The sequence below is a fragment of the Rhodococcus sp. G6(2025) genome, assembly GCF_058628105.1.
The window spans coordinates 7,680,938-7,695,746 of record NZ_CP179750.1 but is presented as its reverse complement, the minus strand read 5'-3'; the positions used below and the strand labels follow the sequence as shown (position 1 = coordinate 7,695,746).

Sequence of the window (14,809 nt, the reverse complement as noted above, 5' to 3'; positions counted from 1 at the left end):
CGTCGAGACGAATCGTCCGAAGCGCAGTGGTGCTTCGGAACTCAGTGGTGCTTCGGAACTGATATCACACAGCTATTTTCATAGCAACAGTCACTTCTTGTCTTCGGCCTTGCCGACGCCTCCTTGATGCGCGGGTCCCACTCCGGAGTCGCTGCCCTCGGTCTCGGCGGCGTGTGCGGCGGGTGTCTCCTCGGCCGGCGAGGCGACGGCACCGCGGGGAGTCTCCCCGGGCTTCGGTGACTGCGTTCCGCCGGAGTCCACGTGGTCGTCGTGCTCCGGGCGTCCTTCTTTCGTGCTGGTCGTCCGGCCGTCGTAGGGCGGTGTCGCCGGCTCGGCGTCGCCTGGGGGTAGCGAGCCACCGGCGGGCGCCGGGTTCGTGCCCGACTCCGCGGAGGAGGTGACTTCCTCCTGGTCCAGAGATCCTGGCTTACGGTCCGTCTGGCCTGCTCCGGCCTGGTCCGGGCCTGCGTCTCGTGAGCCCTTGGGGCCACGCTCCGACTGTGGTTCCTCGTGCAACTGCGTGCCTGGTTCGGTACCCATGATCACTCCTTTCCGACGCAGCAGAACGCCGGATTCTTACTTCGTTGGTGATTGATATCTGTTGTAGCTATGCCCTGGGACGCGAATGCGAAACCGCGTCTTCCGATTGGGGCACGATGCGGCGCAGTGCCCGCCCTGATTCGTTTTGCGAACGTTTGGGCACTCCGAGAAGAACGGCCCGTACAGCCACGATGCGGCGCCGATCCCACGGATTTTTCAGCGAGGAGCTACGCCGTGCCCAAGAAGAACCCGCCCATTCCCGGAACTCCCGGTTCCGGTACCCCGGCGCTCGCCGAGCCCACGGAACCCACCGAGCCGTTGCCCCCCAAGCCCGATCAGCGGGCTCCCGCGCTCGGCACCGCGACCGGGCTGCCCGTCGAGGGGCCGGACACGGCCCGCGGCCAGCAGGGTGAGCACCTCACCACGGCGCAGGGGGCGCGGCTGTACGACACCGATCACTCGCTCAAGGCTGGAACCCGGGGACCGACCCTCCTCCAGGACCACCATCTGCGTGAGAAGATCACGCACTTCGATCACGAGCGGATCCCGGAGCGCGTGGTGCACGCACGGGGGGCGGCCGCCCACGGCGTCTTCCGCGGGTATGGTTCCGCCGACCCGATCAGCAAGGCGGCGTTCCTCGGCAAGGACGTCGAGACGCCGGTCTTCGTCCGGTTCTCCACCGTGCTCGGCTCCCGGGGGTCGGCCGACGCCGTCCGCGACACCCGGGGGTTCGCGACCAAGTTCTACACCAGCGAAGGCACTTTCGACTTGGTGGGAAACAACATCCCGGTCTTCTTCATTCAGGACGGCATCAAGTTTCCCGACGTCATTCACGCCGCCAAGCCGCACCCCGATCGCGAGATTCCGCAGGCGCAGAGCGCGCACGACACGTTCTGGGACTTCGTGTCCCTACACACCGAGGCCACCGCGCACACGTTGTGGAACATGTCCGATCGCGGTATCCCGCGGTCGTACCGGATGATGGAAGGCTTCGGCGTCAACACCTTTCGGATGGTGAACGCGGCGGGCGAGAGTTCACTCGTGAAGTTCCATTGGAAGCCGAAACTCGGTGTGCACTCACTGGTGTGGGAAGAAGCGCAGATCGTCAACGGCATGGACCCCGACTACCACCGCCGCGACCTCGCCGACGCGATCGAGTCCGGCGCGTACCCGGAATGGGAGCTGGGAATCCAGGCGTTCCCGGACACCCCGGACCAGACGTTCGAGGGCATCGACCTGCTCGACCCGACCAAGATGGTGCCCGAGGAACTGGCCCCCGTGCAGCCGATCGGGCTGATGACGCTCGACGCGAATCCGACGAACTTCTTCGCCGAGACCGAGCAGGTGGCGTTCCATCCCGGGCACCTCGTTCCCGGCATCGACGTCACCGACGACCCGTTACTGCAGGCGCGGCTGTTCTCCTACCTCGACACCCAGATCAGCCGGCTCGGTGGGCCCAACTTCGGTCAGATACCGATCAATCGGCCCCAAGCCGAGGTCAACGACATGCTGCGCGACGGCATGCACCAGACGGGCGTCCACCCGGGTGTCGCGCCGTATCGGCCGAATTCCCTCGACGCCGGTTGCCCGTTCCTGGCTGGAGCGGACACGGCGTTCGTCGAGGTGCCGGTGCCGATGCCGGAGTCGACGAAACTACGCGCCGCCCCCGCGAGCTTCGACGACCACTTCTCACAGGCCCGACTGTTCTACGCCAGCCTCAGCCCGGTCGAGCAGGCGCACGTCGCGGAGGCTTACACGTTCGAGCTGGGCAAGTGCTACGAGCAGGTGATCAAGGAGCGCGCACTCGGTGTCGTCGCGAACATCGACCCCGGTCTGTGTGAGCAGGTGGCCGCGGGTCTCGGACTCCCGGCGCCCGCGCCGACCGTCGCCTACGACGTGGCCCCCACGCCCAGTCCCGCGCTGTCGCAGGTCGGAGCCGAGTGGCCGCTGGACGGCCGGATCATCGGCATCGTCGCCGACGACGAGTCGGACCTGTCCGAGGTGGCCGACGCGGTCGAAATGATCGGCAAGAACGGCATGGTGCCGCTCGTCATCGGACCGCACGGTGGCAAATTGGGGTCCGGTAAGGGCGCCGTCCCGGTGTCCCGGACGTTCCTCACCATGCGGTCGGTGGAGTTCGACGCCATTCTCGTCGCGGCGCCGGCATCGGACCCGCGGGTACAGGTGTTGCTGACGGAAGCGTTTCGCCACTGCAAGGCGATCGGGGGATGGGCCGCCGGCCGTGTCCTCCTCGAATCGGCCGGAATCCCGGCCGAGGCCCCGGGCATCGTGATCGCCGACGACGCGTCCGCGCTGTTCGACGGCCTCACGGCGCTGATGAAGTCCCACCGGGTCTGGGAGCGTCAGGTGTGAGGTGACCGGATGAAGTGAATGGTCTGGACGAGGGTCTCGACGCCGCCGATGGTGGTGTCGGGACCCTCGTCGAGCTGTGTTGCGTACCGGCATAGTCGGCGAATCCGAAAGCGAGGCAGCGTAACCGGTGAAATTCGCCGCCGGTGCCTACGCTGTAGAATTGCACTGAAGTTACTAATGGGTATACTTGCGGTGTATGGGTTCGCTCCAGCAGAGGGTCGCGCTCACCAACGTCCACCTCATTCGAGGAGACGTACGTGGTGACCCGAATCTGCAATGCCGGGCACCCCATTGAAAGGTCGTCCATGACCTCCACCAACCCCGTCGCCCGCACCGCAACCGGAACCGCAGCCCACGGCCCGCGCGCCGATCTCGATCCACGCCGCAGCGCCGAGACGAAGGCCGCGTTCAATACCACCGAATACTTCGGCTACATCGCCAGCCGGGGCAACGTGAAGTCCGGCAGCCGCGAGCACTACACGGACGCCGATCGGAATACCGGCGTCTAACCCTTCCTCGCCATGTCGTTGTCGATCGAATCCGTGGCACCCCTCTCGAACGAGATGTGTCCGCGCCCCAGACAGTTGGACCGAAATCGTGCCAGAATTGTTCTCACCCTTGTTCGTTGACGGTGCAGCATCGTCGCAAATCCACACCGCTCCCCCCTTCCACGCCGTGCACCCGTCCCTGGTCGAACTACCCACCGTCCGGCGTGTCCTCGACCTCGCGGCGCTCACCATGTTGTCGGTTGCCGCGGCCGCCACGACATCGTTCTCAATTGCGACCCTCGGTCTGCTCACCGTGATCGGCGCCCGGGTTGCGCTGCGCCGCAGCTTGACTGCACGATAAGAAAGGTTCTCCCTATGTGGATTCTCGTCAGCCGTCTGCTACGCCGATGGAAGATGATCGTTCTCGCTCTTCCCCTCGTGGCCACCGTACTGTCCCGACTCGGAAACCACCTCGAACGCCGCGCTGGTAAACCGACCACCACATCACGCGGGCTGCTCGGAATCTCGCGGTTCGCCCGCCGCAGGGCCGGCGCCGATGACGCCCGCAAGCGTCCGGCCGGCGTACACCGCACACCCGACCTCACTCGACCTCAGGAATAATGCATGACCGACAACACCGCCACAGTGATCAACCAGCTGCGAGTCGTACTGGATCTGACGCACACGGAAATTCAGGTCGCGGAGACCAGGATCGGGCAAGCCCGAACAGAAGCCGTCCGCCGGGAGCTGTCGCAGAATGCCGGCAATGCGCGTGAGCGCGCCGGTGCGGTGGAGGAAGCAGTCCGTTCCCTGGGTGGACTTCCCGATGTCGTGGGCCCGTTCCTCGGTCGCGCGACTGCGATGGTGAAGGCGATGGCCGAGCAGGCCCAGCCGTTCGACGGTGCTGGCGGAGGGCGCCCTCGGTGGCCCGGCGGCATTGCGACGCACCCCGATGCAGGCCGCGACCGGGACCGCGATCCGGTTGATCAACGTCCCGGCAACATGGTCGGCGCGCGGACTCGATCGCGCCATCGACACCGTCCGGGCAACCCCGAACCGGATCGGTGCGCTTCTCAGCCGGGGCGCCCACGCCGGTGACGTGGCCACGAAGACGCTCGTTGCCAGTCGCGACGCGGCACTCGAGTCGGCCGAAGAGGTGACCCGCCGAGAAGGCGCGTCCGGCGTCGCGAACGCCATCCGCAATGCCCGAACCGTCAACGGTTCACTCGTCGACGAAGAGCTCCCGATATCCGACTACACGGAACTCAATGTTTCCGGCGCCGTGGCCGCGGTGAAGGAACTCACTGCACCCGCCGAAATCCGCATCATCGTCGCCCACGAAGAGGTGAACAAGAACCGCCACGGGGTGGTATCGGCAGCGCAGACCCGCCTCGCCGCCATCGCGCAGGAAGTCGTCGGCATCAACTGATCTGGCGCCACCGCCCCACGCGGGTGGCGGTTCCGTCGCCCGCCCGAATACCAGGAGAACATTCTCATGAACGAGCAGAACACGTCCGGACAAGCGCGCAAGGGTCTCCTCGACTCGGTCAAGGGCAAGGTGAAGGAAGTGGCCGGGGCAGTGACCGGCAACGACTCGCTGGCCACCGAGGGACAGCTGCAACAGGCCCAGGCGCAGCAACGTAAAGAGGCGAACAGTGCAGAGGCCGTCGCACGGGCGGAAACCTCGCAGGCCGCAGAGGAACTCGGACAGGTGCGTCGCGAGAGTGCCGAGGAACGCGCTGCGATCGGCGCCGAGACGGCAGCCGCCGAGGAAGCTGCCCGGAACCGGCAGCACGCAGAGCACAGGGCCGCGGAGCAGCAACAGCACCGCCTGGTTGCGCAGGAGCAGTCCCGCGCGGCGGCCGACGCCCGCGACGAAGCGGCCCGAGCGGAAACTGTCGAACGAGCGAAGACGGCCGCCGCCGCCGAAGAAGCCGTCGACGCCACCGACGAACACCGGCGCGCCGTCCGTGAAGCGAACGCCGCCCGCGACGAGGCAGAACGAGTTCGGCGCGCCGCCGAGGGCCTCACTGGCGACGCCGGCCTGTCCTGATCCACTCCCCACGAATCATCGGAGATTCCATGAACATCCTCACCGTCCCCATCACGATCTTGCGGTTGCAGTACACGATCCTGCGGATTCCTCTGCAACTCGTCGAAGACCAGCTGATGTCCCGGCTGGCAACCGAATCACCGACCCGGCTGATGTACGAACGCACCCTCGGAGTGCTCGACGGCGCCGTCGGCAGTGCGCTCGGCGACCGTGACACCGAGCGCCGGGGTGAGGCACTCACCGAGCGCAGCGACGCACTGGCGCGGGCAGCGGAACTCGACCAGGAAGCGGCACGCACCGAGGGCGAGGCCGACACCGCACTGGAAATCAAGCGTAAGCAGGTTCACGACGAGCAGGCGGCGGCGCGCGAGGCGAAGCAGCGCGACATCGAGCAGGCACGCCGACGTGAGGACGAGCGGACACAAGCCGCCGAACGAGACGCCGAGCAGCGCAAGCAGGTCGCGAAGAAGAACGCCGATCAGCTTGCCGCCCAACGCACCCAGGCTGCAGAGGCCGAGCACCGCGCCGAGCAGGCCACACTCCGGGAGGCGGAGAAAGCGGCGGCAGCGCCGGCCAACGCCCAGCTGAAGGACGCCGCGAACAAACAGGACGAGGCAGCGGACAAACGCGCTCGCGCCGACCGCGTCGAGAAACTGGCCGAAGCGGAAAAGTCCAAGCGCCGCAACGAGACGGTAGCCAACGGGCAACGCTGACCGGACAGCCTGATTGGGAGCTCAGGTCGGCCCGCCGCGAGTCTCGTCCGTTCTGAGTCGAGCGTTGTCGCTCTCGAGCCGGCTATTGGCCTCGACGAGCCGAGCGTTGTCGCTCGCGAGTTCCATATTGAGGTGCTCGAGGTCGAGGACGCGAGCGATGCCCGTCAGGTTGACCCCGTCCGCAATCAGCTCGGCGATGCGCCGCAAGCGTAGGAGGTCGTCGTCGCTGTAGCGGCGGGTTCCGCCGCTGGTGCGCGCCGGGTTGATCAGGCCGTGCTGCTCGTAGAAACGTAGCGCCTGAGTGCCGAACCCGGAGAGCTCGGATGCCACGGTGATGCCGTAGACCCCTGTTTCGCTCGCGACTCGTCGTCGGTCGACATCGCGCGTCCTCCTCGCGAATAAGTTCGCCATACCCTCTTGCGAGCATTTACTGCGTTTGCTACAACGAATCTACAGCATTTGCTGAAGGTTACCTATCACGATTCGGGTTTCTGGAGGTGGAGACAATGTTGATGCGCACTGATCCGTTCCGCGATCTCGACCGCCTGACTCAGCAGATCCTCGGCACCACGGCGCGACCGGCGGCCATGCCGATGGACGCGTGGCGCGAAGGCGAACAATTGGTGGTCGAGTTCGACCTGCCAGGGGTGGACGCCGATTCGGTCGAGCTCGATGTCGAGCGCAATGTGGTGACCGTTCATGCCGAACGTCCCGCGCGCGCCGACAACCAGGAAATGCTGGCCTCGGAGCGCCCGAGGGGCGTATTCAGCCGTCAGTTGTTCCTCGGCGACAACCTCGACGCCGACCGGATCACGGCCAACTTCGAATCGGGGGTGCTTCGGCTGACGATCCCGGTGGCCGAACGCGCCAAGGCCCGGAAGATCGAGATCACCCAGAGTGACGACAGAAAGGCCGTCAGCGCCTGACCCGTGCCGATCCGACATACCGCGGAGGGATGAACACGATGGTGTACGCACAAATCAGCCCCTCGACCGTGGAACCGGAACTGCCACAGGCCGAGGACGAATGGGATGACCTCGAGTGTCTGATGCTGGCCGAGGTGGACCTGATCTTCGCCGACGCGCTCGCCCCCGTCCACACGGACTCGGCACCGGCTGTGACCACCGACGCCGACGGCGAGAACACCAGGACCCCGCTGCGCGCGGTGCCGACCACCACGCGACGCCAGGTTCCGAACCCGGAAGTATCTGCCACCCAACGCTCGCCACCGCAGGGGGACAATCGACGGCCACCGGTGTGGAAGGTAGGTGATGAATAGCGCATGAACACCTCCGAGGTGCAGCACCCACCTCTCTGTCTGCGATGTCCATCCGTGTACCCCCGGCGTTCGAGGTGAAAGCAATTGCGATGACACGGATTACTCTCGCTCGCCGCGGGGTACTTCGATACTCACGTCCTCGTCGTGTCCGGACGCGACGACGGCCAGGCTCCCCGGTTAAGCCCATAGCCGGCGGGGCCGCCCAAAGCGCGAGAGGGCGGCAACAAGCCCTGGCGCAGCGCACGATTGGAGGCAACGCTGACCGGCGGGGTCTACGGGGACGGTTCGCCGCGTCCGTGGCGGCTTCCCCGACTGTTTCACGGTGGGATGCAGGGGTACCACTCGGGAACAGACATTCGAGTTCCTACCCTCCGAGAAAGGCACTCCCATGACTCGACCGGCTGCGTCACCAACGACGCGCTCACCACTCCAACTCGCCGCCCTGATCGTCGGTGCGGTCTTTCTCCTGGTCGGAGTCCTCGGCTTCATCCCGGGTATCACCACCAACTACGACATGCTCACCTTCGCCGGCCACCACTCCGAAGCCAAGCTGCTGGGCGTGTTCGAGGTCTCGATCCTGCACAACATCGTGCACCTGTTGTTCGGTGTCGCCGGTATCGCGATGTCCCGCCGAGCGGACACCGCCAAACTGTTCCTCATCGGTGGCGGAGTCATCTACCTCGTCCTGTGGATCTACGGCCTGCTCATCGACCAGAACAGTGGCGCGAACTTCGTGCCCGTCAACAGTGCCGACAACTGGCTGCACTTCGTATTCGGTGTCGCCATGGTTGCGCTCGGGTTCCTGCTCTCCCGTAACACCGCGGCGACCGCGCCCCGGGCCGGGAGGCTGTGAGCGCCGGACCGTCCTCCGGATGACCAGACGCTCGGCCCGGGGTGCGCCGGCGGGGCATCGATGCGGTGATTATCGTTCTCGGTGAAGGGTATTCGGCTTCCATGCGCAGCGAGCTCGGACTGAGAGTGCTGGAGTATTCCCCGCATCCGGCTCGCTCGACGAGGGAGGGGCGAGCAGAACGGGTGCCACGGCGTCACTCGCACCGCTGCTGCTTCATCCCGACCACCGCGAAAAGGGCGTGCTGCTTCCTTCACCGAAACAGCGCCGCACTCCCTGCCAATGGAAAGAACCTGCATTTCGGGTTCGGCACAGGAGCCGGGGTGCTTATGGTGGTATGGGTGGCTTCCTGTAGCCATCCTTTTCGATCGAACCGAGGAGTGGTAATGAGCGATTCCGGCGCCGGGGACCTCAGTCGCACCATGGCTGAGCTGGCTCGCAGTCTCTCCGGTCCACGCACCCTCGACGAACGCCTGCGCGCAGTCACCGCCGCAGTGGTCGAGCTGATGCCGCACGAAACATGCGCGGGCATTCTGCTCATATCCGGCGGCAAGAAATTCGAGACCGTTGCGCCGACATCCGAGCTGCTCCGAAAGCTCGACCACGCTCAGCAGCAACTCGGGCAGGGACCGTGTGTGGCGGCGGCGCTCAACAACCTCGTGGTGCGAAGCGACGACTTTCGCTCGGAACCGCGATGGCCGCAGTTCGCTGCCGCCGCCGTCGATGTGGGAATTCTCAGTTCGATGTCTTTTCAGTTGTATACCTCCGAAGGAAAGATGGGGGCACTCAACCTCTTTGCATTCACTCCGAACGCGTTCGGTCCCGACGAGGAGGTAGCGGGCGAGGTTCTGGCCGCCCACGCCGCGCTGGCGCTCACCGCTGTACGCACCGAAGAGCAGCTGCGGTCGGCGGTCGCCTCACGTGACGTCATCGGGCAGGCGAAGGGCATGCTGATGGAGCGATTCGACATCGACGCGATCCGTGCGTTCGAGCTGCTCAGCAGACTCTCCCAGGAAACCAACACCCGGTTGAGTGTTATCGCGCAGCGGATTGCCGAACGCAGATGAGAGTACCGGCCACGAACCGGCACTTGGCCCATCCTCCAGCGATCCTCAGACTCCCGCCCGAGCGCGAAGCGCTGACAGCAGCCCACGGCGCTTGCCCGTGACCGGATCGATCTGTGGGCGCGGGTCGGTGAATTTGTGTTCCGATGCGGTTTCAGGCGCGTCGTCGGCGGTCGCTGTGAGGAACTTGTTCGGCAGCGCCAGCTTGGCGATGGTCCGCCACGACTCGAAGTACTGCGTCGACATCGAACCCGTGGTGTAGGGCAGGTCGTACTTCTGGGCCAGCGCCTGCACCCGCACGGAAATCTCACGCAGGCGGTTGCTCGGCAGGTCCGGAAACAGGTGGTGCTCGATCTGGTAGCAGAGGTTGCCACTCATGAACTCCATGACCGGGCCGGCCTCGAAGTTCGCGCTACCCAGCATCTGCCGCAGGTACCACTGACCGCGCGTCTCGCTCTCGAGGTCCTTCGTAGTGAACTTCTCGGCGCCGTCGGGGAAATGACCGCAGAAGATCACGGCGTTCGTCCACACGTTGCGGATCATGTTCGCCGTCAGGTTCGCGGTGAAGGTCGTCAGGAACGCCGGACCGGTGAGCGCCGGGTAGACGACGTAGTCTTTGCGCACCTGGCGGCCGACCTTCTCGAGCACCTCGCGGAACCGGCGTTCGAGCTCGTCGCGGTCGAAATCGCCCGTGGCCACCTTGCCGAGCTCGAGGTGCTGGAGGGCAACGCCGTACTCGAAGAACAACTGCAGCAACAGATTGTAGACCGGGTTGCCGACGCTCAACGGCGTCCACTGCTGATCGCGAGTGACCCGCAGCATGCCGTAGCCCACGTCGTCATCCATCCCCAGCACATTGGTGTACTTGTGGTGAACGTAGTTGTGGGTCTGCTTCCAATGCTCCGACAGGCCGGCGATGTCCCACTCCCAGAACGACGAGTGGATCTCCGGATCGTTCATCCAATCCCACTGACCATGCAACACGTTGTGACCGAGTTCCATGTTCTCGATAATCTTGGCGGTGCCGAGCATCGCGGTGCCCGCGAGCCATGCCGGCGGAAACAGGCTCGCGAACAGCATTGCGCGCCCACCGATTTCGAGTGACCGCTGCAGTCGGATCGCGTTTCTGATGTACCGGGCATCACTCTCCCCGCGCGAGGCTTCGATGTCTCGCCGGATCGCGTCGAACTCGATCCCGAGCGCTTCTACATCGGCCTCGCTCAGGTGGGTGTACATCTTGACATCCGAAATCGCCATGACCTAACGCTACGGCAAGTTACGCCACCGTAGGTTACGTGCAGATGAGATGTGGGTGAGTTCGGAGGTCGTCGCCGGCGCGGTTTGGGTTCGGCAGTTGAGGGCAAGCTGTGCAGGAGGGCGTTCGGACGATGATTCGGCCGACCGCTCGTGCCCCACAACAATCAGGAGATGTCATGCAGAAAGCGTTGATCTTCGCAGCTGGCGCGGCCGCGGGGTTCGTCCTGGGCACTCGGTCCGGCCGGCAGACCTACGAGAAGATGAGGCATCAGTCCGTCGAACTCTGGCACAACCCCACCGTGCAGGAGAAGGTGAGCGAGGCCACGGAGGCCGTGAAGGACAAGGCGCCGCAGGTGCAGCACAAGGTCGGCGAACTGGCGAAGAAGGCCACCCACCGTGGCACCGACACGAACACCCCCGCGAATGGAGTGTCACTAGGGGAAGCTGCGGGCCGCACTCCGATGACCACGGAACCGGCAACCGTCACGTCGCCGACGGAGGGCAAACACACCCAGGGCCCGAACTGAGCGAGTAGGCAGTAGTGCGGGCAGCTGATTTCTGCGCATTCGGATGTCAGTTCTCGGCATACTGTGACAGTGGTGTCGAGGCGAGGGTGGTCGAGCACGGCCGGCTGTGGGTGTCGTCGTGGACAGTCATGAGCTCCTCGGCTCGAACGCTCCCCCACAGGGCGGAAGTTTCCGGTTCTACCTCGACGGCGAGCGCTGGGAATGGTCCGATCCCGTCGCTCGGATGCACGGCTACCACCCGGGCGAGATCACCCCCACCACCGAACTGATGCTCTCCCACAAGCATCCGGACGATCATGCGCAGGTCGCCGCACTCTTCGACAGGATGATCCACGCGGGTGAGCCGTTCAGCAGCAAGCACCGCATCATCGACACCGACCGCCGCATCCACCACGTCATCGTGGTCGGCGATCAGATGCTCGACGAGAAGGGCCAGGTCATCGGCACCTCGGGTTACTACATCGACGTCACCGAAACGTTGGAGACCGACCTCCGTGAGTTCAACGCGGCGCTCACCGAGGCCGTCGCCGAACTCGAACAATCGCGGGCGGTGATCGAGCAGGCCAAGGGTGCACTCATGCTCGTCTACGGCATCTCCTCCGAGCGTGCCTTCGGCATCCTCACCTGGCGCTCACAGGAGAGCAACACCAAACTTCACACCCTCGCCCAGCGCTTCGTCGACGCCCTCGCCGCCGAGGCGACCCTCCCCGAATCGTTTCGCGCCCGGTTCGACCACCTACTCCTGACCGCACACGAGCACTCCGACACCCAGCCGGGGGCACCGGGCTGACTGGCGGCCGACATCCCGCAGGAACCGCTCCCGACCAGGTGTCCCTACCTATGTGGTGGTGACGTCCGGTGGGTCGGGAAGGTCGACCTCGAGAACGAAGTCGAGCCAGATGAGTGCGTCGGCCAGGGTTTCCGCGCGCATGGTGAGGTCGAATTGCTGTTCGGCGGCGGTGAGCGACCGCTGCACCTCTTCGTGATCCTCGGCGAGGACGGCCGACACCGTCCGCAGCACCCACCGCGCCGATGCCGGAAGGGCATCGACGTCGACGTACCCGCCGTCCGTGAAGCGCAGGTCGAGGATGAACCTCTCTCCCGGGCCTGCGGCGCCCAGGCGCGCGATCACCACTCCGACGATGGAATCGACAACCCAGGCGAGCAGATCGCCGTAGAGCGACCGCTCTCCGACGGGGTGCGGTTCGGCGGACACTCGGGATATCTCGCACGAGAACCGGGCGGCGTCGCGGTCTCCGACCAGTTTCATCAGGCGACCACCGAGAGCAGCGGCCGTCGAGCCGGCGGGGCGGCCTGCGTTCGATCCCATACTGGAGAGTGCCCGGCCCCGGGCGCAGCCACACAGGCCGCCATCACTGTCTCGCGCACATCACCGGCCGCTCCGGCAGCGCCGCAGTTGGCCGGACAGGTACCGCTTGGCGCGGCGATGCCCACCCACGTGGTCGAGTTCGACGTCCAACGCGTTCAGGAGGGTCGCGAGCAGGCTTGCCTGCGGGGCCCAACCGTGTCGGCTTCGGCATTGCGCGAGCCAGTCGACCGGACCGGTGTGGCCGCGGTCCGCATTGCACCGCGGGCAGGCGGCGGCCTCGTTGGCTGCGATGCTGGGTCCGCCCTTGAGTCGTGGCACGAGGTGTTCAGTGGTCGGCGGAATCAACGGTCCGAAACGACGACCGCACCACAGGCATCGTCCGCCCTGCCGGTCGACGGCGAGGGCGAGTCGGGCGGTGCGGTCCACCCGTCGATCGTGACCGATCCGCCCGCCGATGGCCAGTGCTCCGCCGGCCCACGGGCCGAGACCAGTTTCGCTACCTCTCCTCCTCCACCGAACTTCTCGACTTCCTGATGGTCACTGCGGTTCCGGAACAAATCAGCGGCGACCTCGCGGGGGTCCTTGCCGACGCGACCCGCGGGCAGGCGCTGCTCGAGGAGGTCGAAGAGCGGGATCTTTTCCTGCGCAGCCTCGACGACGACCGCGACTGGTTCCGTTATCACCATCTGTTCGCCGAGTTTCTCCGCCGCCGACTCGAGCGCGCCAGCCGCGATCAGCACACGAACAACCGAAATCGACGAAGATTCCCAGATCCGGCTGCTCGTGACCGCTCACGCCTACGACCATGCCTGTGCCCGTGTGGAAGCGGTGGTACGGGCACTCGAAACAGCGCGGCGACCGCGGGCCCTCCTCGAGGCCAGGATTCTGCACGCCCGGTGCCTGGCCGCCGCGGGAAGGGCCGTGGACGCGAAACGGGTCCTCATTCCCGTTACCGCCGACTGCGCCGAATACGGACTGCCCCGCCTGGTGGCCGACGGCGGCGAACCCGTCACCGGTCTCCTCACCGAAATCGCCGACGATCAACGCCGCGGCCGCTGGCAGCCCGAATGGCCGTCCATCCCGGAGACGTTCCTTGGCCAGACGCGCCCGCACTAGTGTCGCGGAGTGTCCCCCTCGCGCGCTGCCCGAAGGCTCTGAACGCAGCACACGGCGTCGATGCCCCACCCCTCACCCACCCGGACTGTGAAATCCGATCGTCACCGGTGGCGAGCCGATGGACGGTGTGCAACCGTTCGATGACGCCGTGGTGAACCGGCGCCGCCCCTCGTCGACAGCCGTGCAATGGTGGCTACCCTGACGATCCTGACACCGCCGGAGTCCACCGGCGTGGGGACGAACAGGACAGCAGCCGACATGTCGCATTCCTTCGCCGACCCGTGGCGTTCGAGCGCCACTCTCGCACGGTTGCGTGCCGGTCTGGCCACACTCGGCCCCGGTGAACAGCGAGTCGCGCGGGCTGTACTCGCTGAGCCGGCGGCGGTGGTCGAGCTGTCGACGGCGGAACTCGCGGCGGCATCGGGCACGTCCCCGGCTACTGTGGTGCGCGCATGTCAGAGACTCGGATTTCGTGGATTTCAGCATCTCCGGCTCGAACTGGCCCGCGTCACAACGGACCCCGAGCATCAGGCGGCTACCCCGGTGGACGCGGCGTTCGGGGCTGCCACCGAGGCGCTCACCGCGACCCACGCGACGATCGATGCCGCCGGATTCGCGGTCGTCGTGGACCTGATCGTCCGGGCCCGACGGATCCTGATGGTGGGTAACGGCTTCTCGTCGCCACCGATCCAGGACGCGGCGTTACGTTTCACCACCGCAGGGCGCAGTGTGGAGGCGCCGCTCGACATCCTCGGGCAGCAGTTCTCGGCGCGGTTGCTGAACGCCGAGGATGTGTGTCTCGCGGTCAGCTACTCCGGCGCCAACACCCACACATTGAGGGCGTGCGCGGCGGCGCGTGAACGGAACGCGTCGGTAATAGCGATCACGAGTTACTCCAATACCCCGCTGACCCGTATCTCCGAGCACGTCTTGTGGGCAGGAGCAGGTCTGCACGAGAACGAGGCGGATTCGTTCTCGGCGAGGATCAGCCAGTTCACGATCCTGTATGCCCTGCAACGTGCGGTGCTGGGCCATCCCGAGCGGGGTGCGGTGGACACCGGGGCGCGCGACGTCGTCGCTGACGCGCTCAGCGATTCACTTCCCGATGAACCGCATCGTACGAGCGGTTGCGACACTCGGAACCCCTCTGACTGTTAGCGTTCCCGCCACCGACTGTTGGGCGACGCGGTCCCACCCGTTCAATCCCGCCCCACACGAT

General features: G+C 65.8%; 19 protein-coding genes and 2 pseudogenes. 16 read left to right on the top strand and 5 right to left on the bottom strand.

The genetic code is table 11. From position 1 onward, the window contains the following. Nucleotides 1-90 precede the first annotated feature (90 nt). Entirely contained in the window at nucleotides 91-540 is a 450-nt protein-coding gene (locus tag ACLIVD_RS35690; RefSeq protein ID WP_280779375.1) for a hypothetical protein, read from the bottom strand. A 234-nt stretch (nucleotides 541-774) separates the two neighbouring features. On the opposite strand from ACLIVD_RS35690, the gene ACLIVD_RS35685 reads away from it, so the two are divergent. The 7 genes and pseudogenes from ACLIVD_RS35685 to ACLIVD_RS35655 all read left to right on the top strand — a co-directional run bounded on the left by ACLIVD_RS35685 (nucleotide 775) and on the right by ACLIVD_RS35655 (nucleotide 6,167). Then, the gene (locus ACLIVD_RS35685) at nucleotides 775-2,913 is read left to right on the top strand and encodes a catalase (RefSeq protein ID WP_491931601.1); all 2,139 of its coding nucleotides are present in this window, start codon (nucleotides 775-777) and stop codon (nucleotides 2,911-2,913) included. Between the two features lie 305 nt (nucleotides 2,914-3,218). Beyond that, entirely contained in the window at nucleotides 3,219-3,422 is a 204-nt protein-coding gene (locus ACLIVD_RS35680; RefSeq protein WP_280779377.1) for a hypothetical protein, read from the top strand. Between the two features lie 88 nt (nucleotides 3,423-3,510). Beyond that, the gene (locus ACLIVD_RS35675; protein WP_491931600.1) at nucleotides 3,511-3,762 is read left to right on the top strand and encodes a hypothetical protein; all 252 of its coding nucleotides are present in this window, start codon (nucleotides 3,511-3,513) and stop codon (nucleotides 3,760-3,762) included. A 14-nt stretch (nucleotides 3,763-3,776) separates the two neighbouring features. Further along, nucleotides 3,777-4,022 (top strand): hypothetical protein, encoded by a 246-nt coding sequence (locus ACLIVD_RS35670; protein ID WP_283333263.1) that lies wholly within the window; start codon nucleotides 3,777-3,779, stop codon nucleotides 4,020-4,022. 3 nt (nucleotides 4,023-4,025) lie between these two features. Beyond that, nucleotides 4,026-4,830: pseudogene (locus ACLIVD_RS35665) on the top strand (ferritin-like domain-containing protein). Between the two features lie 66 nt (nucleotides 4,831-4,896). Continuing rightward, nucleotides 4,897-5,454 carry a CsbD family protein gene (locus ACLIVD_RS35660; protein WP_317571448.1) on the top strand — a complete coding sequence of 186 codons (558 nt, stop codon included), beginning with the start codon at nucleotides 4,897-4,899 and terminating at the stop codon, nucleotides 5,452-5,454. A gap of 29 nt (nucleotides 5,455-5,483) precedes the next feature. After that, a complete protein-coding gene (locus ACLIVD_RS35655; protein ID WP_491931599.1) occupies nucleotides 5,484-6,167 on the top strand; it encodes an IF2 family translation initiation factor in 684 nt (227 codons plus the stop codon). 21 nt (nucleotides 6,168-6,188) lie between these two features. On the opposite strand, the gene ACLIVD_RS35650 is transcribed toward ACLIVD_RS35655, so the two are convergent. Next, on the bottom strand, nucleotides 6,189-6,497 hold the full coding sequence (locus tag ACLIVD_RS35650; protein WP_491931598.1) for a MerR family transcriptional regulator: 309 nt from the start codon (nucleotides 6,495-6,497) through the stop codon (nucleotides 6,189-6,191). 176 nt (nucleotides 6,498-6,673) lie between these two features. Between ACLIVD_RS35650 and ACLIVD_RS35645 the strand changes: the two genes are divergently transcribed. The 4 genes from ACLIVD_RS35645 (at nucleotide 6,674) to ACLIVD_RS35630 (ending at nucleotide 9,363) form a co-directional block, all read left to right on the top strand. Then, nucleotides 6,674-7,093, top strand: coding sequence for an Hsp20/alpha crystallin family protein (locus ACLIVD_RS35645; RefSeq protein ID WP_491931597.1), 420 nt, complete (start codon nucleotides 6,674-6,676; stop codon nucleotides 7,091-7,093). A 38-nt stretch (nucleotides 7,094-7,131) separates the two neighbouring features. Continuing rightward, nucleotides 7,132-7,446: a hypothetical protein gene (locus ACLIVD_RS35640; RefSeq protein ID WP_491931596.1), complete on the top strand. Its 315-nt coding sequence runs from the start codon at nucleotides 7,132-7,134 to the stop codon at nucleotides 7,444-7,446. 388 nt (nucleotides 7,447-7,834) lie between these two features. Beyond that, entirely contained in the window at nucleotides 7,835-8,299 is a 465-nt protein-coding gene (locus ACLIVD_RS35635) for a DUF4383 domain-containing protein (RefSeq protein ID WP_491931595.1), read from the top strand. 383 nt (nucleotides 8,300-8,682) lie between these two features. Continuing rightward, nucleotides 8,683-9,363, top strand: a complete 681-nt coding sequence (locus ACLIVD_RS35630; RefSeq protein ID WP_491931594.1) for a GAF and ANTAR domain-containing protein — start codon at nucleotides 8,683-8,685, stop codon at nucleotides 9,361-9,363. A gap of 45 nt (nucleotides 9,364-9,408) precedes the next feature. On the opposite strand, the gene ACLIVD_RS35625 is transcribed toward ACLIVD_RS35630, so the two are convergent. Continuing rightward, nucleotides 9,409-10,617, bottom strand: a complete 1,209-nt coding sequence (locus tag ACLIVD_RS35625; RefSeq protein WP_280779388.1) for a fatty acid desaturase family protein — start codon at nucleotides 10,615-10,617, stop codon at nucleotides 9,409-9,411. Nucleotides 10,618-10,793: 176 nt separating this feature from the next. On the opposite strand from ACLIVD_RS35625, the gene ACLIVD_RS35620 reads away from it, so the two are divergent. Then, the gene (locus ACLIVD_RS35620; protein WP_280779389.1) at nucleotides 10,794-11,144 is read left to right on the top strand and encodes a YtxH domain-containing protein; all 351 of its coding nucleotides are present in this window, start codon (nucleotides 10,794-10,796) and stop codon (nucleotides 11,142-11,144) included. A 106-nt stretch (nucleotides 11,145-11,250) separates the two neighbouring features. Beyond that, nucleotides 11,251-11,934, top strand: coding sequence for a PAS and ANTAR domain-containing protein (locus tag ACLIVD_RS35615; protein WP_491931593.1), 684 nt, complete (start codon nucleotides 11,251-11,253; stop codon nucleotides 11,932-11,934). A 48-nt stretch (nucleotides 11,935-11,982) separates the two neighbouring features. Here ACLIVD_RS35615 and ACLIVD_RS35610 read toward each other — a convergent pair whose 3' ends face one another. Both ACLIVD_RS35610 and ACLIVD_RS35605 read right to left on the bottom strand, forming a co-directional pair. Beyond that, complete coding sequence (locus ACLIVD_RS35610) at nucleotides 11,983-12,474, bottom strand: hypothetical protein (protein ID WP_283352187.1); 492 nt, start codon at nucleotides 12,472-12,474, stop codon at nucleotides 11,983-11,985. A gap of 60 nt (nucleotides 12,475-12,534) precedes the next feature. Continuing rightward, nucleotides 12,535-12,900: an HNH endonuclease gene (locus tag ACLIVD_RS35605; RefSeq protein ID WP_280779392.1), complete on the bottom strand. Its 366-nt coding sequence runs from the start codon at nucleotides 12,898-12,900 to the stop codon at nucleotides 12,535-12,537. Between the two features lie 92 nt (nucleotides 12,901-12,992). On the opposite strand from ACLIVD_RS35605, the pseudogene ACLIVD_RS35600 reads away from it, so the two are divergent. From ACLIVD_RS35600 to ACLIVD_RS35590, 3 genes and pseudogenes are all read left to right on the top strand, one after another. Continuing rightward, nucleotides 12,993-13,196: pseudogene (locus ACLIVD_RS35600) on the top strand (winged helix-turn-helix domain-containing protein); the annotation flags it as partial. A gap of 61 nt (nucleotides 13,197-13,257) precedes the next feature. After that, the gene (locus tag ACLIVD_RS35595) at nucleotides 13,258-13,590 is read left to right on the top strand and encodes a hypothetical protein (protein WP_477952355.1); all 333 of its coding nucleotides are present in this window, start codon (nucleotides 13,258-13,260) and stop codon (nucleotides 13,588-13,590) included. Nucleotides 13,591-13,848: 258 nt separating this feature from the next. After that, the gene (locus ACLIVD_RS35590; protein WP_283350952.1) at nucleotides 13,849-14,748 is read left to right on the top strand and encodes a MurR/RpiR family transcriptional regulator; all 900 of its coding nucleotides are present in this window, start codon (nucleotides 13,849-13,851) and stop codon (nucleotides 14,746-14,748) included. The last annotated feature ends 61 nt before the right edge of the window (nucleotides 14,749-14,809 follow it).

Excerpts from the sequence above, each read along its gene's own strand:
- ACLIVD_RS35690 (WP_280779375.1), bottom strand. The coding sequence starts at position 540 with ATGGGTACCGAACCAGGCACGCAGTTGCACGAGGAACCACAGTCGGAG.
- ACLIVD_RS35680 (WP_280779377.1), top strand. The coding sequence starts at position 3,219 with ATGACCTCCACCAACCCCGTCGCCCGCACCGCAACCGGAACCGCAGCC.
- ACLIVD_RS35670 (WP_283333263.1), top strand. The coding sequence starts at position 3,777 with ATGTGGATTCTCGTCAGCCGTCTGCTACGCCGATGGAAGATGATCGTT.
- ACLIVD_RS35660 (WP_317571448.1), top strand. The coding sequence starts at position 4,897 with ATGAACGAGCAGAACACGTCCGGACAAGCGCGCAAGGGTCTCCTCGAC.
- ACLIVD_RS35655 (WP_491931599.1), top strand. The coding sequence starts at position 5,484 with ATGAACATCCTCACCGTCCCCATCACGATCTTGCGGTTGCAGTACACG.
- ACLIVD_RS35645 (WP_491931597.1), top strand. The coding sequence starts at position 6,674 with ATGTTGATGCGCACTGATCCGTTCCGCGATCTCGACCGCCTGACTCAG.
- ACLIVD_RS35640 (WP_491931596.1), top strand. The coding sequence starts at position 7,132 with ATGGTGTACGCACAAATCAGCCCCTCGACCGTGGAACCGGAACTGCCA.
- ACLIVD_RS35635 (WP_491931595.1), top strand. The coding sequence starts at position 7,835 with ATGACTCGACCGGCTGCGTCACCAACGACGCGCTCACCACTCCAACTC.
- ACLIVD_RS35630 (WP_491931594.1), top strand. The coding sequence starts at position 8,683 with ATGAGCGATTCCGGCGCCGGGGACCTCAGTCGCACCATGGCTGAGCTG.
- ACLIVD_RS35625 (WP_280779388.1), bottom strand. The coding sequence starts at position 10,617 with ATGGCGATTTCGGATGTCAAGATGTACACCCACCTGAGCGAGGCCGAT.
- ACLIVD_RS35620 (WP_280779389.1), top strand. The coding sequence starts at position 10,794 with ATGCAGAAAGCGTTGATCTTCGCAGCTGGCGCGGCCGCGGGGTTCGTC.
- ACLIVD_RS35610 (WP_283352187.1), bottom strand. The coding sequence starts at position 12,474 with ATGGGATCGAACGCAGGCCGCCCCGCCGGCTCGACGGCCGCTGCTCTC.
- ACLIVD_RS35590 (WP_283350952.1), top strand. The coding sequence starts at position 13,849 with ATGTCGCATTCCTTCGCCGACCCGTGGCGTTCGAGCGCCACTCTCGCA.